At 43.4% G+C, this 23,074-nt stretch carries 21 protein-coding genes; 13 read left to right on the top strand and 8 right to left on the bottom strand.

Annotated elements, in window-relative coordinates; all coding sequences use genetic code 11:
• The first annotated feature begins 199 nt into the window (after nucleotides 1-199).
• The 8 genes from FHW88_RS28460 (at nucleotide 200) to FHW88_RS28425 (ending at nucleotide 7,673) form a co-directional block, all read left to right on the top strand.
• Nucleotides 200-562 (top strand): glycoside hydrolase, encoded by a 363-nt coding sequence (locus FHW88_RS28460; protein ID WP_176628903.1) that lies wholly within the window; start codon nucleotides 200-202, stop codon nucleotides 560-562.
• A 111-nt stretch (nucleotides 563-673) separates the two neighbouring features.
• Nucleotides 674-1,039 carry a glycoside hydrolase gene (locus FHW88_RS28455; protein WP_176628902.1) on the top strand — a complete coding sequence of 122 codons (366 nt, stop codon included), beginning with the start codon at nucleotides 674-676 and terminating at the stop codon, nucleotides 1,037-1,039.
• Nucleotides 1,040-1,419: 380 nt separating this feature from the next.
• Entirely contained in the window at nucleotides 1,420-1,776 is a 357-nt protein-coding gene (locus tag FHW88_RS28450) for a hypothetical protein (RefSeq protein WP_176628901.1), read from the top strand.
• Between the two features lie 150 nt (nucleotides 1,777-1,926).
• Complete coding sequence (locus tag FHW88_RS28445; RefSeq protein ID WP_090528324.1) at nucleotides 1,927-2,298, top strand: hypothetical protein; 372 nt, start codon at nucleotides 1,927-1,929, stop codon at nucleotides 2,296-2,298.
• A gap of 359 nt (nucleotides 2,299-2,657) precedes the next feature.
• Nucleotides 2,658-5,012: a TonB-dependent receptor gene (locus FHW88_RS28440; protein ID WP_176628900.1), complete on the top strand. Its 2,355-nt coding sequence runs from the start codon at nucleotides 2,658-2,660 to the stop codon at nucleotides 5,010-5,012.
• A 3-nt stretch (nucleotides 5,013-5,015) separates the two neighbouring features.
• Entirely contained in the window at nucleotides 5,016-6,464 is a 1,449-nt protein-coding gene (locus FHW88_RS28435) for a PepSY domain-containing protein (RefSeq protein ID WP_176628899.1), read from the top strand.
• 3 nt (nucleotides 6,465-6,467) lie between these two features.
• The gene (locus FHW88_RS28430; protein ID WP_090528334.1) at nucleotides 6,468-6,689 is read left to right on the top strand and encodes a heavy metal-binding domain-containing protein; all 222 of its coding nucleotides are present in this window, start codon (nucleotides 6,468-6,470) and stop codon (nucleotides 6,687-6,689) included.
• A 690-nt stretch (nucleotides 6,690-7,379) separates the two neighbouring features.
• Complete coding sequence (locus FHW88_RS28425; protein WP_091166807.1) at nucleotides 7,380-7,673, top strand: hypothetical protein; 294 nt, start codon at nucleotides 7,380-7,382, stop codon at nucleotides 7,671-7,673.
• Between the two features lie 13 nt (nucleotides 7,674-7,686).
• Here FHW88_RS28425 and FHW88_RS28420 read toward each other — a convergent pair whose 3' ends face one another.
• Together FHW88_RS28420 and budA are read right to left on the bottom strand one after the other, a co-directional pair.
• Nucleotides 7,687-8,925: a DUF3179 domain-containing (seleno)protein gene (locus FHW88_RS28420; RefSeq protein WP_176628898.1), complete on the bottom strand. Its 1,239-nt coding sequence runs from the start codon at nucleotides 8,923-8,925 to the stop codon at nucleotides 7,687-7,689.
• A 125-nt stretch (nucleotides 8,926-9,050) separates the two neighbouring features.
• Entirely contained in the window at nucleotides 9,051-9,809 is a 759-nt protein-coding gene (gene budA / locus FHW88_RS28415; protein ID WP_176628897.1) for an acetolactate decarboxylase, read from the bottom strand.
• 176 nt (nucleotides 9,810-9,985) lie between these two features.
• Between budA and FHW88_RS28410 the strand changes: the two genes are divergently transcribed.
• From FHW88_RS28410 to FHW88_RS28400, 3 genes are all read left to right on the top strand, one after another.
• The gene (locus tag FHW88_RS28410) at nucleotides 9,986-10,693 is read left to right on the top strand and encodes a DsbA family protein (RefSeq protein WP_112653637.1); all 708 of its coding nucleotides are present in this window, start codon (nucleotides 9,986-9,988) and stop codon (nucleotides 10,691-10,693) included.
• 121 nt (nucleotides 10,694-10,814) lie between these two features.
• Nucleotides 10,815-11,522, top strand: coding sequence for a hypothetical protein (locus tag FHW88_RS28405; RefSeq protein WP_176628896.1), 708 nt, complete (start codon nucleotides 10,815-10,817; stop codon nucleotides 11,520-11,522).
• Nucleotides 11,523-11,696: 174 nt separating this feature from the next.
• Nucleotides 11,697-12,935 carry an MFS transporter gene (locus FHW88_RS28400; RefSeq protein WP_090528348.1) on the top strand — a complete coding sequence of 413 codons (1,239 nt, stop codon included), beginning with the start codon at nucleotides 11,697-11,699 and terminating at the stop codon, nucleotides 12,933-12,935.
• On the opposite strand, the gene FHW88_RS28395 is transcribed toward FHW88_RS28400, so the two are convergent.
• On the bottom strand, nucleotides 12,898-13,185 hold the full coding sequence (locus FHW88_RS28395; protein WP_090528351.1) for a hypothetical protein: 288 nt from the start codon (nucleotides 13,183-13,185) through the stop codon (nucleotides 12,898-12,900). The two genes, FHW88_RS28400 and FHW88_RS28395, sit on opposite strands and share 38 nt — an antisense overlap.
• A gap of 318 nt (nucleotides 13,186-13,503) precedes the next feature.
• Here FHW88_RS28395 and nhaA point away from each other — a divergent pair, with 318 nt between their 5' ends.
• On the top strand, nucleotides 13,504-14,811 hold the full coding sequence (gene nhaA / locus FHW88_RS28390) for a Na+/H+ antiporter NhaA (protein ID WP_176628895.1): 1,308 nt from the start codon (nucleotides 13,504-13,506) through the stop codon (nucleotides 14,809-14,811).
• Between the two features lie 72 nt (nucleotides 14,812-14,883).
• On the opposite strand, the gene FHW88_RS28385 is transcribed toward nhaA, so the two are convergent.
• From FHW88_RS28385 to FHW88_RS28365, 5 genes are all read right to left on the bottom strand, one after another.
• Nucleotides 14,884-16,008, bottom strand: a complete 1,125-nt coding sequence (locus FHW88_RS28385; RefSeq protein ID WP_176628894.1) for a glycoside hydrolase family 26 protein — start codon at nucleotides 16,006-16,008, stop codon at nucleotides 14,884-14,886.
• Between the two features lie 44 nt (nucleotides 16,009-16,052).
• A complete protein-coding gene (locus FHW88_RS28380; RefSeq protein ID WP_176628893.1) occupies nucleotides 16,053-17,276 on the bottom strand; it encodes an AGE family epimerase/isomerase in 1,224 nt (407 codons plus the stop codon).
• A gap of 14 nt (nucleotides 17,277-17,290) precedes the next feature.
• Entirely contained in the window at nucleotides 17,291-18,487 is a 1,197-nt protein-coding gene (locus tag FHW88_RS28375) for a glycosidase (RefSeq protein ID WP_176628892.1), read from the bottom strand.
• 11 nt (nucleotides 18,488-18,498) lie between these two features.
• Nucleotides 18,499-20,331 (bottom strand): sodium:solute symporter family protein, encoded by a 1,833-nt coding sequence (locus FHW88_RS28370; RefSeq protein WP_176628891.1) that lies wholly within the window; start codon nucleotides 20,329-20,331, stop codon nucleotides 18,499-18,501.
• 258 nt (nucleotides 20,332-20,589) lie between these two features.
• Nucleotides 20,590-21,468 carry an AraC family transcriptional regulator gene (locus FHW88_RS28365; RefSeq protein WP_176628890.1) on the bottom strand — a complete coding sequence of 293 codons (879 nt, stop codon included), beginning with the start codon at nucleotides 21,466-21,468 and terminating at the stop codon, nucleotides 20,590-20,592.
• 786 nt (nucleotides 21,469-22,254) lie between these two features.
• Here FHW88_RS28365 and FHW88_RS28360 point away from each other — a divergent pair.
• Nucleotides 22,255-23,064 (top strand): MlaE family ABC transporter permease, encoded by an 810-nt coding sequence (locus tag FHW88_RS28360; RefSeq protein ID WP_091166786.1) that lies wholly within the window; start codon nucleotides 22,255-22,257, stop codon nucleotides 23,062-23,064.
• Nucleotides 23,065-23,074 lie beyond the last annotated feature (10 nt).

Here is a 23,074-nt window from a genome sequence, read left to right as displayed (position 1 = left end):
TTAACATTTATATAAAGATATAGTCATAAAACAGCTCTAAATACAACTGAAAGTAAAAAAGTCAATCCGGTATTATGCACGAGGTTGTTGTAGTACAGTTTTTGCCTGTAAATCAATAGCATCACCGGCAGTAAATTTAATGTACAGTTTACGTTCTGGTTTAATATCGATTTTACATTTACCGGTGAAAACAACAGCTATGAAAAAGACTTTTTTAACCTTAGCCCTTGTAACAGTTTGTATTGCGGTTTGCTTTGCAGCCATTACCGGAATTGCCGGAAAATGGGAAGGCAAGCTTGAAACAGAAACCGGTGAAGTTTATCCATTGCTTTATAATTTTCAGATTGATGGGGACAAACTAACCGGCACAGCCAAAACACCTAAAGGCGATATGCCGATTGAAGACGGCAAAATAACCGGCGACAGTTTCAAATTTACCGTAAGCATCGAAGATATCCACATTGCCCATACAGGCAAATTCTATGGCGATTCGGTAGGTGTTGATATTGAAGCCAATGGCTCAAAAGTACATAGCACTTTAAAAAGAGCTCAACAACCTTAATTTCCTGATTTAAGAATTACATGATATTTATATTCCACACCATAAAATATCATATAATCATTTCATCCTATAAATCAAGGTGCTTATATTTATAAACCAAAATTCACATTTATGAAAAAAAAGATTTTTACTACTACCTTATTGGTAAGCTGCTTTATGATATGTCTTGCAGCTATAGCTGATCTTAACGGCAAATGGGCAGGCAAATTAGTTACAAGCGACGGCCAGGAATACCCACTGCTTTATAATTTTAAGGTTGATGGCGATAAACTGACCGGCACAGCCTTAACTCCGGAAGGCGACGTTGACATTAAAGAAGGCAAAACCAATGGTACCGACTTTTCATTTACAGTAGCCACCAGCGGTATCGTGATACCTCATACAGGCAAATTCATGGGCGATTCGGTTAGCGTTGAACTGGATATCAATGGCTCAAAAAGCAACTCGGTATTGAAAAGACCAGTTGATAAGAAATAATTTTCAAATATTATCGTCATGCCGAACTTGTTTCAGCACCCCACTTGCTAAGCGACCTTGCATGGTCTGCCTGTTTCGTGGGGTGCTGAAACAAGTTACTCATGACAACTTAAAACGGGTGTCATGCTGAGCCCGTCGAAGCATGGTGGGCAGGGCCTCTGCGCGCGAGTCTTCGACGGGCTCAGACTGACAGACCCTCTTTTGTCATTTCCCCTTCACAGGCCTCCGGATTTAAACGCTCAGGATGACATTTTCTAAAATAAAAAAGAAAGACCTTACCCCGTCCGGTAAGGTTTTTCTTTTTTTTAAACTTAAAGGCAACAAAATTGTATATAGTTTAAAATTACTGCATATAGGCATCTGCTTAAGCTATATCAACAATGAAAAAAGAGTTCCTGGTGATCAGTGCGTTTGTTATTATTACCGCTTTCAGTTTTATTTCGATGGCCGATATTAACGGCAGATGGATAGGTTCGTTAGCGCTTCCGGGCGATGATCATTTTCCCTTAAGCTACACTTTTAAGGTAGACAGCGGCAAACTTACAGGTACAGCCCATGCTCCGCAGGGTGATGTAGCTATTACCGACGGCATGATCAACGGCGATAATTTCTCTTTCAGTATCCCGGTACCGGGAGGCAGTTCGCCCCATACGGGTAAAGTTTATCAGGATTCTATTGGTATGGACCTGGTTTACAAAGGTCAGCACCTGCATGCTACATTGAAAAGAGACAAGTGAAGTCGAAAGTCTTAAGTATGGAGTCTTTAGTCAAAAGGAGTGCGGCAATTTTTCAGGTCGAAAGTCAGATTATTGTATGACTTATAGATTGAGACTATAGACTTTGAACTAAATGTTGTGTATTAAACCCACAGGGCGTACCTTTGCGCCATGCTGCAACGTATTACAGCCTATTTACTCATCTTTTCGCTGATCACGGTCAATTTCTCGCGGTTTTTCATTTTCGCGGGTTTTGAGCTGAACAGGAATTACATTGCTACCAAGCTTTGCGAAAACAGGAACAGACCCTGGTTGCATTGTGACGGTAAATGCTACTTCGCGAAAAAGATCAAACAGGCAGAGGACAAGCAGGCCAGCGACGAAAGGCAGTCGCAAAAGAGCCTCTTTCAGGAGGTTTATGTCATCAGCTCAACTGATGTTAAATTCCACTCCAGCCTGTTGCAGGTTATTTCAACCCCTTACACCCCCACCGTACCGGCCGATCGCCCGGCTACGATATTCCAGCCTCCGCAGTTAGGATAATCATTTCATTTTTATTGGTTTTTGATTGATGGTGTAGGATAGCTATATCAGTTGTATAACTACAACCTTGTAATTACGTGCTAAAAAACCATCAAAAGAAGGTTAAATGACATTGGGTGCGGAGGGATTGTCATCCTGAGCCTGTCGAAGGACGCGCGCAGAGGCCCCCCACCATGCTTCGACGAGCTCAGCATGACACCCGTTTTTAAGTACTTCGTTCCTCGGCGTGACATACGTTTTTTGACCAATCATCGGCAAAAAGTAATGGCAGGCAGAAGCTACAATCCATTCCCATCAATCGCTCCACACCCTACTCTACCCATTTTTACACCGGGAGGCAACTCCCGTAATACTACATAATGAAACGATATTTAATCCTATTTATAACTTTTATACTTGCTAAAACACAGGCTTACGGTCAAAATATACAAGGCACCATAACAGATGCCAATACCCACGAAGCCATCGCGGGTGCATCAATTTGCAATGCCGATGCTGCTACAGGTGCAAAGCTTGGCATGACTAACGCCAAAGGGCACTTTAGCATTAATACGCAAAGCATTATCCGGCTTAAATTTGCCATGGTTGGTTACAGCGCACGTATTGTTGAAGTATCAACCATAAAAGTCCAAAAGCTTGATGTTGCCTTAGAGCCTTCAACTGTAGATCTGCAACCCGTTGTGGTAACCGCCAGCCGCGAAGGCCAGGCCAGGCAGGACGCCCCCATCGCCATCAGTAAGATCAATTCTACCCAAATTAAGGATACCAAAGCCACTGCCCTTTATCAATTGCTGAACAAGGTTGCGGGTGTTTACATGGTGAACCTGGGTAACGAACAGCATACCATGGCTATCAGGCAACCTATTACCTATAACGCACTCTATTTGTATATGGAGGATGGTGTACCCATTCGTCCGACGGGTATCTTTAATCATAATTCGCTGTATGAGATCAACATGTCGGGCGTTAAGGATATCGAAGTGATCAAAGGGCCTGCATCATCGCTTTATGGCAGTAACTCAATCGGCGGCGCGGTTAACTTTATTACCCAGGGCCCGCCTACAGGTTACGCCGGTAATGTTTCTGTTCAGGGTGATAATTATCATTACCGCCGCGTTGACGCCGACGGCGGTTTTACCCAGGGCAAATTTGGTTTGTATGCAGGAGGATATGTAGCCCATCAAACCGATAGCTGGCAGGATTATTCTGATTTTGATAAGTACTCGGCCAATTTTAAAACTACCTATGATTTCAGTGTCAAAACAAAGCTTACCACTTCAGCTGCCTATAATTATCTGAACACCCAAACTCCCGGCAGTTTGGATAGCGCCCATTTTTATGACCGCAGTTACAGCTCCAACCAGCGGTTCACGTATCGCAAGGTGAAATCGTTTCGTGCCGGCACCCGCCTGGATCATCAGTGGAATGACAAGAACAGCACTTTTATAACGCTCTTTTTCCGCAATAACTCTACTGCGCAGCTGCCGAGCTATTTTATATCCGATGTACGCGACAACAATGGCGTTTACAAAAGCAGCAACGGCCAGGTAAATGATCAAAAATTCAACAGCTATGGCTTACTGGCACAGCACCGGGTTGATTTTGATTTCCTGCATTCGAGGCTGATTGGTGGTGTTTATATAGATGACAGCCCGAGTTCATATTATGCCCAATATCTTGATATCACCAAAGATGTAGCTAACAACTACTACACCGGCTTCAGCAATACCGGCAGGTACATTGATAATTACAAGATCAAGTTGTTCAACACAGCGGTTTATGTCCAGTATGAAGTCAAGCCTACGGAAGCATTAAGAATTGTAGGCGGTTTACGTTATGACAGGGTTCATTACAATTTCGATAATGAGATCCAGGCCGGACAAACCAAATACAAACAACAGGAAACCAACAATTTCAATATCGTTGCTCCCAAACTCGGCATCACCTACAACGTTGGTAATAACAAAGGCCTTTACGCAAACTACAGCGTAGGTTTTCAACCGCCCGAAACCGGCGACTTGTACAGCTCGCGCCAGCTTACCCAGCTTAAACAAGCCACTTTTGATAATTACGAAGCAGGCGGCTGGTTCTCGGCCTTTAACAAAAAACTCTACTTTGAGCTGAGTGTGTTTGATTTAGAAGGCCATAACGAAATCATTAACCAATTGCTGCCGGATAACACTACCCAGAACCAAAACGCAGGCGCAACACGTCACCGGGGGATTGAATACTCGCTTACTGTGGCCCCGGTTAAAGAGCTTACCTTCAGGTTTAGCGGTACCAATGCCAAACACACCTATGTGGAATACAGTGAAGTGACCACCAATTACACCACCGGTACCAACACCGTAACCAACTATGACGGCAAACGCATGAACAACGCGCCGGCCTGGGTTGTCAACTCCGAACTTACTTATAAGCCGCAATACCTGCCCGGCTTCAGGATAGCAACAGAGTGGCAGCACATCAATCAATACTACACCAACCCTGCCAATACCAAAACCTATTCAGGTTATGATATTTACAACCTGCGCCTGGGTTATGATGTAAAAAGCAGCGTATTAAAAGGCGCGGGCATCTGGTTCAATGTGCTTAATTTAACCAATAAGCTTTACGCTACAACAGTAACCAGCAGCCAGTACGGCGATACTTATAATGCCGCGCCGCCACGTACTTACACCCTGGGCATCAGTTATTCATTTTCAAAATATTGATCAATGGCATCTGCAACAGTAAAAAGCAACTTTTATAAATGGCACCGGGTGCTGGGCTTAACGGCCCTCATCCCGGTGATCTTCTGGACATTGAGCGGTCTTTCACACCCGTTCATGTCAAACTGGTTCAGGCCTTCAATTGCGGAGGAAGTGTTTAAACCGCTACCTCAAAGCCAGATGAAACCGGTGCTCAGCATTCAGCAGGTATTGGATAAAAATAAGATCTCCATTATCCGCAACTTCGGACTGGTTAATTTTAATCACAACACTTATTACCAGGTGCTGGATAAAGATAGCGTGTACAATTACTACTCGGCCAATGATGGGGTATTGTTAAAAGATGGGGATAAGCTATATGCCACTTATCTTGCCCGCTATTTTACGCAGGATTCGACATCAAACATTAAAAAGATCGATCTCCAAACAACGTTTGATGGGCAATACCAGCCCATCAATCACCTTTTGCCTGTTTGGAAGATCAGTTTTGACCGCCCCGATGGTATGGATATTTACATTGAAACCAGTCAGAGCCGCATGGGTACATTTAACAACAATACCCGCAAGGCCTTCCTTTGGCTGTTTGAACAGTTCCATACCTGGCAGTTTTTAGCCGATATCGGCGGCGATGTTTTCCGTAATGTAATATTACTCATCATCATGGTGGTAATGCTGTTCGCCCTCATCAGCGGCTTAACTGTTTATGGTTTAATGTGGAAGAAGTTTAAATCCGTAACTCAAAAGCGAAAAGAAAATGGCGGTGAGGACACGCGCATCGTTCATCGTTATCACAGGCAGATAGGGCTTATTGTTTCCTTTGTGATGTTTACTTTCGTGATCAGCGGGGCTTTTCACCTTGTCGTAAAACTGCACAATACCGAAACACCAAAGCCTGATTACGGGCAAGTGATCAACAGGAAACAGTTGGCTATCTCCAACCTTCAGCTTCCTGTTGCCGACAGTATCATCAAAAGGATAGCTGTGGTTAACTTTGGTGGTAATACTTATTACCAGGTAACTGATGATAAAAAGCAGATCTCGTACTTTAACACCTTAACCGGCATAGAACAAATTAATGGAGATGAGGATTATGCCCGTTTTTTAAGTACCTATTACCATACCCACCAGGATCCTGACCAGTTTTATGGCAGGGTAAAAGTTAACCAGGTAAAGCAGTTTGATAACGAGTACGGTTTCATCAACAAACGCCTGCCGGTTGAGCGGGTAAGCTATGCCGACGGCAGCAATTGGTACATTGAAACTACCTCATCAAAACTGGCTGCAAAAGTTGCAGGGATTGACCGGATTGAAGGGCTTTCTTTTATATTTTTACACAAGTATTTCGGCATGACCTGGGCGGGTAAGGATATCCGCGATATAGTGAGTATGCTGGCCGCCTTAGGTGTGCTGGTAGTATCGTTGTTCGGGTTGGCCTCATTCATCAAAAACAAATAATCAATGAAAAAAAGCTTTATCATTTTAGCCTTTGCCAGCATGGCCCTTGGCGCCTGCAACAGTGCGGTTAAAAGCACCGGCAAAACCGACAGCACCTCAACCGTAAAGAAAAAAGGCAAATACACCTGCACCATGCACCCCGATCTTACCTTTGAGAAACCCGGCACCTGCCCTAAATGCGGCATGGCCCTGGTTGAAAGGGATACTACAGAGGATAAGAAATAATCGTTTTAATTCTGCCTCTGACCCGTCATTGCAAGGAAACACCAGGTAAACCCCGAAAAAAAAAGTAATGATGTATAAAACATATTTTAGAGATGGCGCGCGGGGCGCGTTAGTGATAGGAGCGGGTACCGGCCTTGTGGCTAATGCCTGTGCAGTATGAGCGTATAGCACGGGCCACAGGCAACGCCCATGTTTATAATATCGATCAAAAAAATATATTTAATAACCAACAACTTACAATCACGTCATTATAAGATAACGAAGCAATCCCCAGGTAGCAGAGCGGCTATGCACATCCGCCCTGTAAAGTCGGGGATTGCTTCGTTCCTACCCATGACGACTTAAAAAAGGGGGTGTCATACTGAGCCCGTCGAAGTATGGCGGGCAGGGCCTCTGCGCACGAGTCTTCGACAAGCTCAGACTGACAGGCCCTCTTTTGTCATTTCACCTTCAGAGGCCTCCGGATTTAACACTCAGACTGACAAGTCCGTCTTTGTCATCTAACCTTCAGAGTCCATGGATTTAATCATTCGCAATGACGCTTTTTGTTTCGCTATCTTGCACACACTGAAAACGTGCTCAATTTCTATCCGTAACAATTACCTCTTCCACCCGTCTCATACTTACAAACAATACAACTTATATCCTGTTATACCCCCTGTTACAAATAAATCACTAATTTTGGCGCTGATGAAAAAGGTGGAAGTATTAAAAATGATTGACCTGGTTGAAGAGATCAAGAAACTTGATGATCTCATACAACAAAGCCGTAAGAAAAAAACTTCTGACTTTGTGATCAACCAGTATGAGGCAAAAAAACTTAAGCTCATTGGTTCAACCATCACTGAACTGGCTTCCGCTCCCATTCAATCCATCGAAAGCTACCAGCTTATTCAAAAGATCCTGAATAAGTATTACCCCAACATTTCTGAAGACGCTCTGCTTAATGACGATGACATCAGCAAAATAGCAACCGCTATTTAATTAAAGATGCTTGTTAAAAAGGCGGGTAAATGGATGCCGTTTGCTCCAGCGATTCATCGCCTTTCCAAAACACGGTACCGGGATGAAAATGTTTCCATGAGTGCCAGTATTCCTGGTAGGCCTGAATTTTAGCCAGGCGCTGCCCTTTTTGCAAACCTGCCAGGCATAAGCCGTCCCAATCCCAAACAGAAGCTGTTTCCTCGTCGGTAAGCATACCTTTATCATCCAATTTAAAATGAAGGGTTTTACCGCTTACTGATGTATTCCAGGCATGATAGCTGAGGCTATCTTTTTCAATGCCAATAAGCAGTGAACTTTTGTTCAACTCATCATTCAGCAGGCGTTTGGCGTACATGTGGCGCCAGTCGTAAGCTTTGGCTTTGCCGTTTATGATCACACCAATTACCCAGCTTTTACGCATCAGGGAATCTTTGTTTTTTATAGTGCTGTCACGGTCGATAGCCTGCATACGGTCGTAGTTTTTCAGGTCGGCATAATCTGCGGTGTATAGCCTGTCGGGTTGTAAAATGAGCGTTTCGGGATGTTTCTGTAACCAGGCCGCGAGGGTTAATTGTTCATAAGGCAGCTCGGTTAATTGTTTTCCTTTCAGCTCCCCAACAGCCGCGTTACCGGTAGCCTGGTACCACCAGGTTTTAGTGTTTTCATCTTCAATTATGGCATTATAGTGCCTTGCCCCCACCAGCCTGAAGTTTTGCCTTACACCGTTTATAACCGGACTGTAAACCCTGCCTGTACGGCACATGGTGCAATAGGTAACCAAAACAGGTTTATTGCCTACATCGTCCTGCAGTTTATGATGATAGCCCAGGTAGATGAGCGGATAAGCTTTGGCGACACCGTTGTTTACAACACCCACTACCAGGTAGCTTAACGGCACCCTGTTTTTTAATCCGTTGGCAAAAACAGCTTTTGTGGTTTCTTTAAACATGGTTTCGGCCTTATACATATAATCGGTTATGTAAAAGCTGCCTATACAAAGTACAAAAACAGCGGCTTTAACAGCCTTTTGTTTAAAGGTATTTTTAGCGTAGAATTTAAATAAGTACCAAACAATGAATAGCAAGCCAATCAAACGCAGCGGCATGATCACCTTTTCGAGATAGTAACACAGGGTTATGGCATTCAGATCCTGGCTGCCCGGAAATGGCATGAGCAGGTAAGCATGAATAAGGCCGGGTACCACCAGTAAAATGATACCTATCCAGAATATTTTAGCACTGTTCCATCTCATGCTTATTCAATAAATCCTCAGCATTGGGCTGTTACCTCAATAAGTTTATAATTGGTTTATAATTTCCTAATTTATAAAAATTTACATATTACAAAAAATTATAGCCCAAATAAAACGATCAGTCATTATTGCTTTTTTCCATTCTCCACGCTTTTGATCTCTTCCTTACGGTCTTTCTTAAAGTCAAAGCTGTTAAATTCCGGCGTTTGCGGCAGGTCAATGGTATAGCTTGTTAACGTTTCAACTTCAATGGTGATATCATCTGCAAGCAAATCAATGATATGTCCGCCACCGGTTTTATCATCAGATAAAAAATGAAAATGGTAGCCGCTGATATGTGCTCCTTCCATCAGTGCGGGGATCTTAAAACCTATGAAATCGCCTTTGATGTTCTTAAAATCAAAAAAATGCTGCCTGTCAAGCATCGCCGTCAAGGGTAAATAAGGTTTATCAACCGGCGGGAAAGCCCTTGTTTTAACCGTACTAAAATTTCCTTTGATGTGGATAGCGTAGATCCCGTTCTGGTTGGTTAAGATACTGTCGAGGTAGCTAAACAGTGCCGATTTAGATAAAGGCTTATTACACTTATATTTTTTTTCGGCATGAAAAAAGCAAACCACAGCATAAGGGGTTTTGCCGGTATCGGCAAGTTGGGTTGTTTTACCCGTTGACTGGGTTTGATAAAGTTTGCCGTTAAACATCATGAGCTCACCATCAAGCTTGCCCGGGGCGCCCAAACCAAAATCGCCATGTTGCTTTAATTGTTTATATGGATAATAGGAATCATACAAGCCGCCGATAAAACCTGCCGCGTAACCTGCACTGAATAAATTTTTATCAGCTACTTTTTGTTGTGCCGATGTTTTAAGGCATGTAAAGATCATTAAGAGCAAAAAGCATCTCAGGCATAAATTCTTCATGAGGGGAACGTGTTTTTAAAGCCATAAAAGTAGTTCAAAAATCACTCTGGCATCTAACAAAGCCTGTTAAATTTTACTTTGCCCTTACGGGGTTAAGAATTACAGGCCTTAAATTTGTTTAAACATTTAAAATGGAAATGATGAAAGTAGAAATATGGTCGGATGTGATGTGCCCGTTTTGTTACATAGGCAAACGCAGGTTCGAGGAAGCACTGGCCGGCTTTGAAGGCAAAGAACAAATTGAGATAGAATGGAAAAGCTTTCAGCTAAATCCCGATCTTAAAACCAATCCCAATATCAGCATTAACCAGTACCTGGCCGATATAAAAGGATGGACGCTTGACCATGCTGAACAGATGAACGAGCATGTTACCCAAATGGCGGCGCAAGCCGGCCTTACCTATAATTTCAGCAAATCGGTTGTGGCTAATAGTTTTAACGCGCACAGGTTAGCTCATCTGGCCAAAAAACATGGTTTGGGAGACGCTGCCGAAGAAGCTTTGTTCAGGGCGTATTTTACTGAAGGCCGCAATATTGATGATACCGAAACCCTTATTGAAATGGGCACAGCGATTGGCCTGAACGCTGAAGAAATTAAACAAACGCTTGAAAGCGACACCTACGCCGACGATGTAAAACATGATATTGCCGAGGCTCAATATTTAGGTGTACGCGGTGTTCCGTTTTTTGTAATGAACCGCAAATATGCCGTATCAGGGGCACAGGAGGTGGCCGTATTTAAAGATACCCTTGCAAAAGCCTTTACCGGCTGGCAGGAAGAAAACCCCAAACCAGCATTTGATACGATCGAAGGCGAATCATGCAGCCCCGATGGCGACTGTAAATAATTGAAAAAATTGTAAACTTTTCTTAACATTATTTGTATCAAATAGTTTTTCTCCTACGTACAAAGAGCTAAAATACTTATATTTAAACCGTTAAAACCATAAACTATCACTCTTTGTATATATGAAAAAAATTTACTGTAAAGTAATTACCCTTCTTTTAATAGCAGCTTCGGTAAGTAGCTGCAAACTTGACCCACCGCTCGGGCCGGATAAAGAAACAAAAGCAATTGCCGTTGTCCCTACCACAAATACAGGAACGGGAACTGGAACCGGGACGGGTACCGGCACTGGAACGGGTACAGGTACAGGCACCGGAACGGGGACGGGGACGGGAACTGGTACTGGTACTGGTACAGGTACAGGTACAGGAACGGGAACGGGAACTGGTACAGGCACTGGAACTGGTACAGGGACCGGAACGGGCACTGATCCGGCGGCGACTAACATAACCGGAGATGGATTAGCACTTGGGCCTGTCGGCACAATTATATTTAAGATAGACGGGGTAACCTATACAGACAAAACAAACTCTTTTGCGGCTATTCTCGATCACAGCAGTGCTTTAGACGGGGACGTATATATTACCGGTATGGGTGATTATGATATGAATCTTGACTTTAACGGCAAATCAACAGGTACGTTCACATTAGAAAAATTAGATATTGGCGAGCTGGGACTTATACCGGGCTTAGGAAAAGTGAAAGTTACAAAATTTGCAACCAGTGGTTTCCTCGGAACCATGCAGGGAACATTCCAGGCGGATATGAAAGAGTTCTCTACCGATAAAATCCACCGCAACGTACAAGGATCTTTTAATCTGAAACAATAAATCCTCAAAACATAAAGTCCTGATTTGTATTTAAAAATGAGTCGAGGCTTCTTTTTTTAGGTCCATTTCACACAAAAGTAAAAAACGATTTAGCTTATTAAAAGTACAATTAATTGCCTTATATTTGTAGCAATTAATCATAGTGTCCAAATGACACTATGATCGTACTAAAACATGAACAATTTCCCGCAAAAAACAGATATCATTAACAAACTAACGCTCCGCATTGCCGTGGGCGCTATGTTTTTTATGGCGGGGTTAAGTTTCTCCAGCTGGGCATCGCGCATTGCTACTGTTCAGCAAAATTTAGGTTTATCAGATGCCGGTTTGGGTGCTGTGTTGTTCGCCCTTCCTGTCGGCCTTATGTGTTCCCTGCCCTTCTCGGGCTGGATCATCACCAAAATAGGCAGTAAAAAACTCGTTATCGCCGCGCTATTGGTTTATGCTGCCGCATTGGTAAGTTTAGGCCTCGCACAAAATACGTTTCAACTTATCATCTGCCTGCTATGCTTCGGCTTTGCAAGCAATTCTGTAAACATTGCGGTAAACACGCAGGCAGTGGCTACCGAGCAGCTTTACCAGCGGCCCATTATGGCTTTTTTTCACGGACTGTGGAGCCTGGCCGGTTTTACCGGGGCAGGTATAGGCACGTTCATGATAGCCAACGGCATTATCCCTTTTCATCATTTTTCGTTAATGCTGATCGTGATAGCGATTGGCGTGGCCGTAGCTGCCCGTTATCTGAAAGATGATAAAGTAACCGATTCCGGGCCTGTATTTGTAATGCCCGATAAGTCGCTCATTAAATTAGGTATTATAGCCTTCTGTTCCATGATTTGCGAAGGCGCCATGTTCGACTGGAGCGTGATCTACTTCAAAAAAGTGGTGCTGGCTCCCGAGGCGTTGGTTGGCATAGGCTTTACTACATTCATGTTCACCATGGCAGGCGGACGTTTTGTGGCCGATTGGTTTGCTCACAAGTTTGGCTTAAAACGCACCTTACAGGTTAGCGGCTCATTAACCGCAATGGGTTTGTTAATTGCCGTAGCTTTCCCCTATGTTTATACGGCCATGGCAGGCTTTTTACTGGTTGGTGCAGGTGTATCATCTGTAGTACCAATGGTATACAGCGCTGCCGGTAAATCAAAAACTATGTCGCCGGGCGTTGCACTGGCTGCAGTATCAACTATTGGTTTTATGGGCTTTTTAGTCGGCCCGCCGGTTATCGGTTTTATAGCAGGAATTGCTACCCTCAGGGCCTCTTTTATCCTGATTGCCTGTATGGGAATTTCGGTAGTAGTGGTATCAACTATGGCCAAAATTGATTCGGATAATACCAAAGAGGAATTACCAAACGAAACAACAACCGTTGATTTTAGCCCTCCTGTTCCAAATCCGCAGCGGCAGGATTAAGCAGGTATTCAAACTGCTCGTACCCGTTGTGAAAAATAAACTTCAGCCTTTCCTTCGGTAAATTAATATCCAAAGCCATCAGCGCAAGCGTTTCAGGCAGGTTATCCCTTATCAGTTTAAGATCCGTAACATGCGGCATCTCCACAAAAATATCATCTCCCTGGGGCTTGATTTCCCAACCATTTAAATGAGCGTTTTTCAATGTACTTATCCATTTTTGCTGATAGTTATTCATAATATCTGGTTTCATTGATAAATGTTTTATGGCCGGGTTTTGTTTTAAATGGATGTAATCGACAGGCGGGGAAATCGCGTTTAAAATAATTCGATTTGTTTTACTAATCTCATACTGAAAAATTTCTACACAAATGCTTTGCAGCGCTCCACAATTAATCGAATTACACGAATCTTAAATTGATTCAATTCGTGTAATTCGATTAATCCGTAAAAATTAGTGTGAAATTTTTCATTTATTGTTTTTCAATCCGCATGTGGTTAAAAGCGATTTCCCTGAATCGACAGGTTGTGTCACCCAAAAATCAAACTTAATTCCTTATTTTAGGCATCTATGAAACAAAGCTACCCTATTGATAAAATCACGCAGCCGGTAAGCAAATTCATAAACCAGGAACATACCGGCGGCATCGTGCTTTTTATCAGCGTAATTGTGGCTATCGTATGGATAAACTCGCCTTTTCAGCACAGTTACCACCAACTTTGGGAACTCACACTATCAATCGGTTTTGATAAATATGTTTTAAACCATCCCCTGCACCTTTGGATCAACGACGGCCTTATGGCTTTATTTTTCTTTGTGATAGGCCTTGAGTTGAAACGCGAGTTCATGGCCGGCGAACTATCGTCTGTAAAAAAGGCTTCGCTCCCCATGTTTGCCGCGTTGGGCGGAATGCTGGTGCCCGCTTTCATCTTTTTCCTTTTTAATACAGGTAAGCCATCAGCCCATGGCTGGGGGATCCCGATGGCTACAGATATTGCCTTCGCGCTGGCTTTACTATCTATGGCGGGCAAACATATTCCATCCTCTGTAAAAGTTTTCCTGTCGGCATTGGCCGTTGCCGATGACCTTGGCGCTGTTTTAGTTATTGCTCTTTTTTATAGCAGCCACATAGCGCTTGTACCGCTTACTGTTGGGGTTTGGCTGTTGGTACTTTTACTTATCGGCAATAAAATGGGGATCAGGAGTACCGCTTTTTATTTGATCATAGGCTTCGCTGTTTGGATAGCTTTTTTACTTTCAGGCGTCCACGCAACCATCGCGGGTGTGTTGGTGGCTTTTACTATTCCCGCACGTACCCGCATCAGCGAGATCAGTTACACCCAATCTGTAAAGCAATACCTTACCGATTTTGAAAACGAGCAACCAAACAACAGCACGCTTATAACGCCCGGACAGCACCACATTATTGATAAAATAAAAAAGCTGAGCCTTGACGCCGAAACACCGCTGCAAAAAATTGAACACATCCTGCACCCCTGGGTAGCTTTCGTCATCATGCCGCTTTTCGCTTTAGCCAATGCCGGGATTATTGTTAGCTATGACTTTTTCTCGTCACTGGCCAACCCTGTTAGCATGGGCGTGGCTATAGGCCTGGTTGCCGGCAAGTTTACAGGTGTATTGCTCTTTACCTGGCTCATGGTAAAATTTGGCGCACAATTACCCGCAGGCTCATCCTGGAAACAAATGACAGGTGTGGCTTTGCTTGCAGGCGTAGGTTTTACCATGTCCCTTTTTATATCGGCATTAGCCTTTGATCACGCCGAAATGATTGACCAGGCCAAATATGGGATCCTGTTAGCCTCTTTGCTGTCCGGGATATCGGGGGTAGCTGTTTTAAGCAAAAAGCCGAAGACTTAAAGCATAAAGCCAAAATGAATGTATTATCCACCTCCTCTATGAACCATGAACTATCATCCATGAACCGCAAGGCTACTGCTTCCAATTTGGCTTACCATAAATGCCCAGTGGTGTTATGCGGTTTTGGAAAATGGTTTGCGGGCTATTATAAAACTTTATAAAATCACCGGCGCTGGGTTGGCCGGGGTATGGCACGTAATAATGATGATCGTTTCCGTTGCGCCATGCCATTACGTAGGATACTTTATGCTTAGCGAGGGTTTGCAGTAATATATCCGTCCACCAGTTGGGCATGGGAACACCTTCAAAGCCGGTTTCGGGCAGGCATGTTATTTTATGGTGTTTTACAGCGATGCCATCAACAATGGCAAGGCGTTGATCCAGCTTAGCTTGAAAACGCTCAACGCTTTGCGTGCAATAATTATCAAAGCCTATAAAATCCGCGTAAGCATCGCCGGGATAGCGTTCCAAAAACTCATCTTCCGATTCAAAATCAGCCGCCGAATATACGATGAGCAGGTTATGCAACTTCTTTTTATCCCGCAGGTAATCGATAGTAAAACGCCACAGGGCGTTAAATTCATCGGGGGTACAGGTGTTTTTGCACCACCAAAACCAATTGCCCGTAAGCTCATGAAATGGCCGGAACAATATCGGGACAGCCTCTCCTTCCGGGCCTTTCATATCAGCTAAATAATTGGCCGCACGATCAAGATACCCAACATATACATCATGAAACGCGCCGCCGGGGATAAGATCTTTTACCGTATACTGCGTGGTATCCCAGGCGGTTTTGCCATTGGCCGGGTTATCCATATGCCAGCAAAATGTATTGATGCCGCCGCGCGCGTAAACATCTTTAACAAACTGCTTCTGCTGTTCAAAGGCGATTCCGTTAATATCATGAATGCTGTCGTGCTCAATCCTGGCCAAATCCCAGCCATACAGGGCCGGATATGATCCGGTAACACTTTTAACATCTGAGCGGCCTGGTTCATTACGCCATCCCACACCATAGGCCAGGTCATCATGGTGGCCAAATATTACCCCCACGTTAAGCAGCCGCTGCATACTGTAAAAAAGCTGCCGGGTTTCGGTTGTGGCGTGCTTATCGGCAGGTTCAAACAGCTGCGCCATAGCGGTTGAACTATGGATCAGCAGGTATAAAACAGCAATCCTTCTGAAAAATTTTATCATAATCACTGCCGCTAAGTTAAACCATTTGAAGCCTTGCTTTACGGCTAATTTATCGGGCCTATACGCCTGATAATTTCAATACATGCACGGCTGTTATGATAGGGGCATTTCCAAAGCCCTGCTTTGTCCTCGCCGGGCATTATGCTGCCATCGGCTTTGATACCCCAAAACCATTCACCGTTTTGTTTATCCAGTATTTTATCTTTTATAAAAGCCCAGTTTTTAAGGACCAAATAAAAGTATTCATCATTACCGCTAACCTGCCAGGCATTGTAAAAACCTACCATAGCTTCGGCCTGTACCCACCAGTGTTTTTCTTTGATGAGATGATCATTTGCCGGTTCATATTCATACCATAAGCCACCATCAACATCTAAACCCTGTATAGTTGCTTCTGCTATCGCGATGCAAGTGCTGCTGACATTCTCGATCATTTCCTGATTACCAATAACTTCGGCGGCCTCCAGTAAAAGCCAGGTGGCTTCAATATCGTGCCCGTACGATATGGTTTCTGACCGGCGGTTCCAATCCTCATCAAAAAACAGCACGAGGTGCCCGGTTCCAGCATCAATAAAATGATCAAAAAAATTATTGATCAGGGTTTCAATCTGCTGTTTAAGTCCGCCATCCGGCCAGATGCGGTACAGGTTGGTATAAGCTTCCAGTACGTGCAGATGGGTGTTCATGGTCTTTTTCTCATTGGCATCCTTAGCGCTTAGCCTAAGATCGCCGAGCGGCTGCCAATCGCGCGTGAAAGCTTCGAGATAACCCGTTTTATCCTTGTCGTAACTTTTATTGATCAAAAGATGATAGAGGCCGATGGCTTCCTGCTTTACCCTTTCCGATTTCGAAGCTATATAATATTCACTCAGCGCGTAAATGGTAAAGGCATTGGCATATACCTGTTTTTTTGTATCCGGCATATCACCTTTGTAATCAACCGACCAATACACGCCGCCAAACTCATCATCAACAAAATGAGCTTTGATATAATCATAGGCCCGCTTAGCTGCCTGTAAATAAGCTTCATCAGGCTTTTGATTGTAAGCAGCAGAAAAACTCCACAGTATCCTCGCGTTTAAGACCGAACCTTTGGGGGCACCGGGAGTAACCTGGTTATCATTGTTGATCTTGCCCCAAAAACCACCGTTTACATCATCTACAGTATGATTGAGCCAATAATTGAGGATATTTTTCAACTCACCTGTTAGCTCATTGCTGAAGACAGCAAGCTGATGATTTGAAACAGTATTTGATGGTTGAAGCATGTTTAAATCTCTGTTCAGGCGCCGGCTCCCTGTAATTGGCTTAAAGCTTTATTTTTATCGATAATATTGTACACTGCCTGTACCGATGAGGCCGAACGCAAACCATCGGCCGGTGTGTTCATGGCATAGTCTATCAGTTTATCAATTGTAGTAGTGGCTACATGCATGCGGGTATCTGAGGACGCATAATAAACATAAACCGATCCGTTATCATCGGCTATCCAGCCATTACAGAACACTACATTGGATACATCGCCGATACGCTCCTCACCGACCGGTGCCAAAAAATAACCTGCTGGTTGGTAAAGTACTTTAGTAAGGTCATGAAGGTCGGTCATAAACATGTACAACACATAACGTAAACCAGCAGCTGTATTGCGTACGCCATGCGCCAGGTGCAGCCAGCCTTTTTCCGTTTTGATTGGCGCCGGGCCCTGGCCATTCTTGGCTTCGTAAACGGTATGGTAGCTTTTATTGTGAATGATTGTTTCATGGTCAACAACCGCGTGCTCCATAGTATCGCACAAGCCAAAACCTATTCCACCACCGGTCCCTGCACTGATAAAACCATCCTGCGGACGGGTATACAAGGCATACTTACCATCAACAAACTCGGGGTGTAATACCACGTTGCGCTGCTGGGGCGAGTTGGTTTTCAGATCGGGCAGGCGCTCCCATTTTACCAGGTCCCTGGTGCGCGCGATACCGCAGGCTGCTATCGCCATCGACTGATCATATGACGGAGCTTCGGGGTCACGGCGTTCGGTACAAAACAGGCCATAGATCCAGCCATCTTCATGCTGGGTAAGGCGCATATCGTACACATTGGTATCGGGCTCATCGGTTTGGGGCAGTTCAACCGGGTAATCCCAAAATTTAAACCCATTGATCCCATCAGCACTTTCGGCCACAGCGAAAAACGATTTCCGATCGGCGCCTTCAACCCTCGCTACCATCAGGTATTTGCCGTTAAACTTTATAGCGCCGGCATTAAAAACCGCGTTAATACCAAAACGTTCCATTAAATGAGGGTTGGTTTTAGCATCAAGATCATATCGCCACTCAAGCGGGGTATGGGCGGCAGTAAGCACAGGATATTTAAACCGGCAAAAAATACCGTTGCCTGTTTCCTCAACCTGGTTTTGCCGGTTAATCAATTGCGCTTGTTCGGCCTGTAGTTGAATGAGCCTTTGGTTAAATTCCTGCGTCATATAGTTTTTTATCAATAGTCTTTTAATTTATTCCACCATGTTTTTTTCAGTATGGTAATAGTAACCACCAGTATGGCTATGGTAACTATGAGCGATGCTTTTTGTGCCAGTATCAGGTACATGGGCAGTATGGTAAGGCAGCATTGTGTAATAGTACCGATAACCACGTTGAACATGTTTAGCTTAAAGTTTTTGTTAGGCACAAATGATGGATTTTTCTCCATTACCAAAGCCTTAACAGGCCCCCAAAAGCCCCACGGCCTTACGGTGGTATAAAACGACCGCAACACGGTCATATCCGTTGGCGCTGTAGCGTACGAGCCGATAACCGAGCCCCCCAGCGAGATGACAAACAGCACCGGGAACCAGTACAACAGTTGGATCGAAGGGATAATAAGCGAAAATATCATGGCTGACAAAATCCCCGAAAGCATCCCGTAAAAAAAACCGTTGGCATTAAAGCGCCACCAATGCCATTTAAGTACGTTACTGGCTATATAACCGCCATAAAGTGCCGATACTATCCATTGCAGCACACTGTTCACATCCTTTACAAAAAAGCCGAGTATCACGCCTACCGCTACCACAAAAACCCCCACCATGTAATTGGCGGTGATGATTTTTTTGGTAGATGCCTTCGGGTTGATGTATTTGAGGTAGATATCATTCACAATATAAGCTTGCGCCGCGTTCATGGTACCGCTGAAGGTGCTCATGAAAGCTCCAAGCAAACCGGCCAGCAACAATCCAACCAAACCAACCGGCAAAAAGTTGTTGATCACGGCCGGCAGGATGCGTTCAAAATCAATAGCCCCTTTGGCGTCTTTCAAATCCATTCGGTGATAAAAAAGTACACCTAGGATAGTTAAACTCACAATAAGCGAATAACGGATAGGCAGCAGGATGATATTTACAAAGCCGCTCATTTTGCTGGCCTCTTCGGGCGAGCGGGTGGAGAGGATCTTTTGCATATCATAATTAGGCGCGGGCCCGGCCACTGCCGCGAAGAAGCCTTTAAAAGTCATCATCATAAAAAACAGGCCGAACAGCGAATAACCATCTTCTTTGATCTTATTGTTTACCTCGTTGATGATTCCCGTCCAGCTAAGGCCAAGATTTTTACCAAAAAAAGGGCTATACCAGCCATCGGGCACATTGAGGTGGTTCCCGCTGAGTTTGCCTGCAGCTATGAAACTGATCCACACGCAGGCTACGGTCATAATGCCGTACTTGATCATATCGCCCAGTACAATACTATGCATGCCACCTATGATAGAATAAAACATGGCAAATAGCGTAAATATGATCCCGTACATATGCGGTACATACTGAGGCGCCACGTGGAAGGGCACGTAAGCTTTAACCAGGTCCCAGGGAATAAATATTTCAATGAACTTGCCCAAACCAATAAACCCATAAGCCAGGAAACCAAAACAGCTTAACAGCGCGAAAGCGATAACTACCACATTTGACCCTGTTACCCCCGGCCCGGTTTTACCGAAGCGGGTTGCCAGCCATTCGGCCCCGGTAGCGGCGTTTGACCGACGCAGCCAGCGCGACAGGTACATCATTAAAAACACCTGGTTAAATACCGGCCACAACCAGGGGATCCAGATGCTTTTCATACCATAAACAAAGCACAGGCTTACCATCCACATGGTACCGCTGATGTCGAACATATCGGAGGCATCGCTTAAACCCAGTTTATACCAGGGTAAAGATTTGCCGCCCAGCATATAGCTTTCCTTATTTTCGCGGGCTTTTTTACGGTACCATAAACCAATAAAAATGGTGCTCAGCAGGTATAAAACTATAATGGCAACATCAAGTAAGTGTAACTTCATCTTGTCTGATTTTGTCGGAACCGGAATTTTTTGAATTAAATAATTGTCAGAATACTACAATCCTGGTTTAAAAATGGCCAAATACAATAAATTCGACGAATTCATAAATTCCAAAAATTCGAGTTCAGACACCCTAACTGTCATTACTCAAAAATGAATTTATTATCAGCAACTTTATAATACTTTTTTAACCTTATATTTAACTTTATCGATAGGCTGATACATTTTTAACCAGCCATGAAGCCAAATAAATACCAGTTAAATAAATACGCGGTTTCCGGTATAGGTTTCCCTGAATTCTTTGGGAATACACATTTTTTTACGCTTAAAGATCCTGTTGAAATTGGAGATATTGTTAAAGCCGCATTTATAGGCAATTTCGGCTACCGTGGTTGTGGAGTCAATAAGCATCCTGGAAGCATGGCCAAGCCTGATCTCGTTCAAACTGTCAATAAAGGTTTTGCCCGTGCGTTTTTTGATAAACCTGCTAAATGAAGCTTCGGGCATATTGGCAATTTTAGCTACTTCGGCAAGGGTGATTTGCTTGTTATAGTTAATATTCATGTGCTCAAACACTTTTTCAATGCGGCGACTGTTGTAGTAAAACTTCTCATTTGTAAAGCTTGGATCCGACAGCATTTTCATATTGCGGGAAATTGACAGGTCATGAAGAATGGACAGAAGCTCTAATACGGAGTCAAAACCACTCTTTTTATCCAATTGCATAATCCTGTCTTTAAGCGCGTAAATAGTGTCCGATGAGAAAGAAACCCCCCTTTGCGAGCGCTCGAGCATGCTTTTTACAAAACTTAACTGATTTCGCTTCAGAAACTTTTCATCAAACAGATCTTTATGAAACTGGATGGTAACTTCAGTTATATCTTCGCTTTGACATTGGTGCGTAAACCAGGCATGGTATAAGTTTGGGCCTATCAGCGCCAGCTCTACTTCTTCAATAACCTCAATATGGCCACCCACTACCCTTTTGGCCCCTTTGGCGTTGATAATTAAATTAAGCTCGTATTCGTCATGATAATGAAGCGGAAAGTCAAATTTCTTTTTTACCCTCGAAAAAATAGTAAAACAATCACTTGGCGTTAGCGGAGTTATCTCCCGCATTACATTACTTGTCGTCATAGAATCCACTAAAATAAGTTTACTAATTAATGATACTAATTTAACACTTTTATACTTTCAAAATGTCAATTAAACAATTAATTATTAATTCTCGTTACCTCATTGCGTATTATGCCCCCTTACAGCACCGTAACCAATTAAAATGTGCCTGCAGGGTTTAACGTTAGTTGTATGGCAAAATCACAGTTAACCTCACTATCTGATAATTTGCCGTTAATATCAAGCCGTGAAAACTCAAATGAATTTGGCAGCGCGTTTTAAAATGCCTGGTAATACAGTATAATATAAGGCAACTTATCAAAATTTTACACTTCATTAACTAATATTTTAGGGGCTGTACTGCGCTATATAAATTTTAACTTTTAGGTTTGCAGACAAATTGGTTTAAACATTTAACCCAAACGGTCAAAGGTTTATTTAGCCGTAATTTAATCTGTCATTAATACTGTATTGATAATTTGCCGGCAGAGATTTTGGCCGGCCTTTTGCTACAGCATTTTATAATTGATTTATTATCAAATGTACTTTTAATGCACGGGCAAGATATAATACTTTTTTTTCATTATTTAGTTTTAAATTACCAAAAACGTTAAATTACTACTGTAAACACTCAAAATAAAGCACCGATACCTAATACTTTTATGTCATTTTATCAATTAAATAAACTCTTTTTAAAACGATTTAAAAAGTTACCCAAAGTATCTTAAAGGAAATAAACCACGGTACAGCAAACAAACACCTGCGGGTTTTGTAGAGTTACCATACGCATATACAAGTACATTTTTAATGGACAATACGCAAAGCATTACCAGGCATACAAACAAAAGATTCGTGAAGCTTAAACAAAGCCTGAGCGACTTTTTTTTAACGCTTTATCGCATAAACCAGTTTATCATCCGCTTTTTTAAAGAAGCTTTTGTACCGCCTTTTGAACTTAAGGAAGTTATACGCCAGTGTTATGAAGTAGGTGTGCGTTCATTTACCCTGATATCGGTTACGGGTTTTATTGTGGGGGTTATATTTACCAAGCAATCAAGGCCATCGTTATCACAATTTGGCGCCGAATCGTGGTTGCCTTCGCTGGTATCCATAGCCATTATGCGTGCGCTTGCCCCATTAGTTACCGCGCTGATAGCGTCAGGAAAAGTAGGCTCAAGCATTGGCGCCGAGCTGGGGTCCATGCGCGTTACCGAGCAGATAGACGCGATGGAAGTATCGGGCACCAAACCATTTAAATACCTGGTATGTACCCGCGTACTGGCTACCACGCTTACTATTCCAATTTTATCAACCTATACAGGCTTTGTGGCTTTATTTGGTGGGTATTTAAATGTAACCATGAACGAAGGCACCACCTGGACAACTTTTATACAGGAAGTTTTTGAGCCGCTAACCTTTACCGATTTTGTGGCATCGCTTATAAAATCAATTGTATTTGGCTTTACCATTGGCATTGTGGGCTGCTACCAGGGCTATAACTCAAATAAAGGAACCGAAGGCGTGGGTAAAGCTGCAAACGGCGCGGTAATTACCGCCATGTTCCTGGTGTTTATTGAAGAAGTTATTATTGTACAGATAACCGGCTGGTTCCGCTAATTTATGGAGG

Origin of the sequence: Mucilaginibacter sp. SG538B, from assembly GCF_013376065.1 — a bacterium.
Taxonomy (GTDB): domain Bacteria; phylum Bacteroidota; class Bacteroidia; order Sphingobacteriales; family Sphingobacteriaceae; genus Mucilaginibacter; species Mucilaginibacter rubeus.
Note: the sequence above shows the minus strand (reverse complement) of the source record. Positions and strands in the feature narration are given on the sequence as shown.

What these genes read in the sequence shown, in the direction of transcription:
- nhaA (WP_176628895.1), top strand. Translation starts at nt 13,504, where the DNA reads ATGAAACAAAGCTACCCTATTGATAAAATCACGCAGCCGGTAAGCAAA.
- FHW88_RS28460 (WP_176628903.1), top strand. Translation starts at nt 200, where the DNA reads ATGAAAAAGACTTTTTTAACCTTAGCCCTTGTAACAGTTTGTATTGCG.
- FHW88_RS28455 (WP_176628902.1), top strand. Translation starts at nt 674, where the DNA reads ATGAAAAAAAAGATTTTTACTACTACCTTATTGGTAAGCTGCTTTATG.
- FHW88_RS28450 (WP_176628901.1), top strand. Translation starts at nt 1,420, where the DNA reads ATGAAAAAAGAGTTCCTGGTGATCAGTGCGTTTGTTATTATTACCGCT.
- FHW88_RS28410 (WP_112653637.1), top strand. Translation starts at nt 9,986, where the DNA reads ATGAAAGTAGAAATATGGTCGGATGTGATGTGCCCGTTTTGTTACATA.
- FHW88_RS28405 (WP_176628896.1), top strand. Translation starts at nt 10,815, where the DNA reads ATGAAAAAAATTTACTGTAAAGTAATTACCCTTCTTTTAATAGCAGCT.
- FHW88_RS28395 (WP_090528351.1), bottom strand. Translation starts at nt 13,185, where the DNA reads ATGAAACCAGATATTATGAATAACTATCAGCAAAAATGGATAAGTACA.
- FHW88_RS28445 (WP_090528324.1), top strand. Translation starts at nt 1,927, where the DNA reads ATGCTGCAACGTATTACAGCCTATTTACTCATCTTTTCGCTGATCACG.
- FHW88_RS28440 (WP_176628900.1), top strand. Translation starts at nt 2,658, where the DNA reads ATGAAACGATATTTAATCCTATTTATAACTTTTATACTTGCTAAAACA.
- FHW88_RS28435 (WP_176628899.1), top strand. Translation starts at nt 5,016, where the DNA reads ATGGCATCTGCAACAGTAAAAAGCAACTTTTATAAATGGCACCGGGTG.
- FHW88_RS28365 (WP_176628890.1), bottom strand. Translation starts at nt 21,468, where the DNA reads ATGACGACAAGTAATGTAATGCGGGAGATAACTCCGCTAACGCCAAGT.
- FHW88_RS28430 (WP_090528334.1), top strand. Translation starts at nt 6,468, where the DNA reads ATGAAAAAAAGCTTTATCATTTTAGCCTTTGCCAGCATGGCCCTTGGC.
- FHW88_RS28360 (WP_091166786.1), top strand. Translation starts at nt 22,255, where the DNA reads ATGGACAATACGCAAAGCATTACCAGGCATACAAACAAAAGATTCGTG.
- FHW88_RS28425 (WP_091166807.1), top strand. Translation starts at nt 7,380, where the DNA reads ATGAAAAAGGTGGAAGTATTAAAAATGATTGACCTGGTTGAAGAGATC.
- FHW88_RS28400 (WP_090528348.1), top strand. Translation starts at nt 11,697, where the DNA reads ATGAACAATTTCCCGCAAAAAACAGATATCATTAACAAACTAACGCTC.
- FHW88_RS28375 (WP_176628892.1), bottom strand. Translation starts at nt 18,487, where the DNA reads ATGACGCAGGAATTTAACCAAAGGCTCATTCAACTACAGGCCGAACAA.
- FHW88_RS28385 (WP_176628894.1), bottom strand. Translation starts at nt 16,008, where the DNA reads ATGATAAAATTTTTCAGAAGGATTGCTGTTTTATACCTGCTGATCCAT.
- FHW88_RS28420 (WP_176628898.1), bottom strand. Translation starts at nt 8,925, where the DNA reads ATGAGATGGAACAGTGCTAAAATATTCTGGATAGGTATCATTTTACTG.
- FHW88_RS28370 (WP_176628891.1), bottom strand. Translation starts at nt 20,331, where the DNA reads ATGAAGTTACACTTACTTGATGTTGCCATTATAGTTTTATACCTGCTG.
- budA (WP_176628897.1), bottom strand. Translation starts at nt 9,809, where the DNA reads ATGATCTTTACATGCCTTAAAACATCGGCACAACAAAAAGTAGCTGAT.
- FHW88_RS28380 (WP_176628893.1), bottom strand. Translation starts at nt 17,276, where the DNA reads ATGCTTCAACCATCAAATACTGTTTCAAATCATCAGCTTGCTGTCTTC.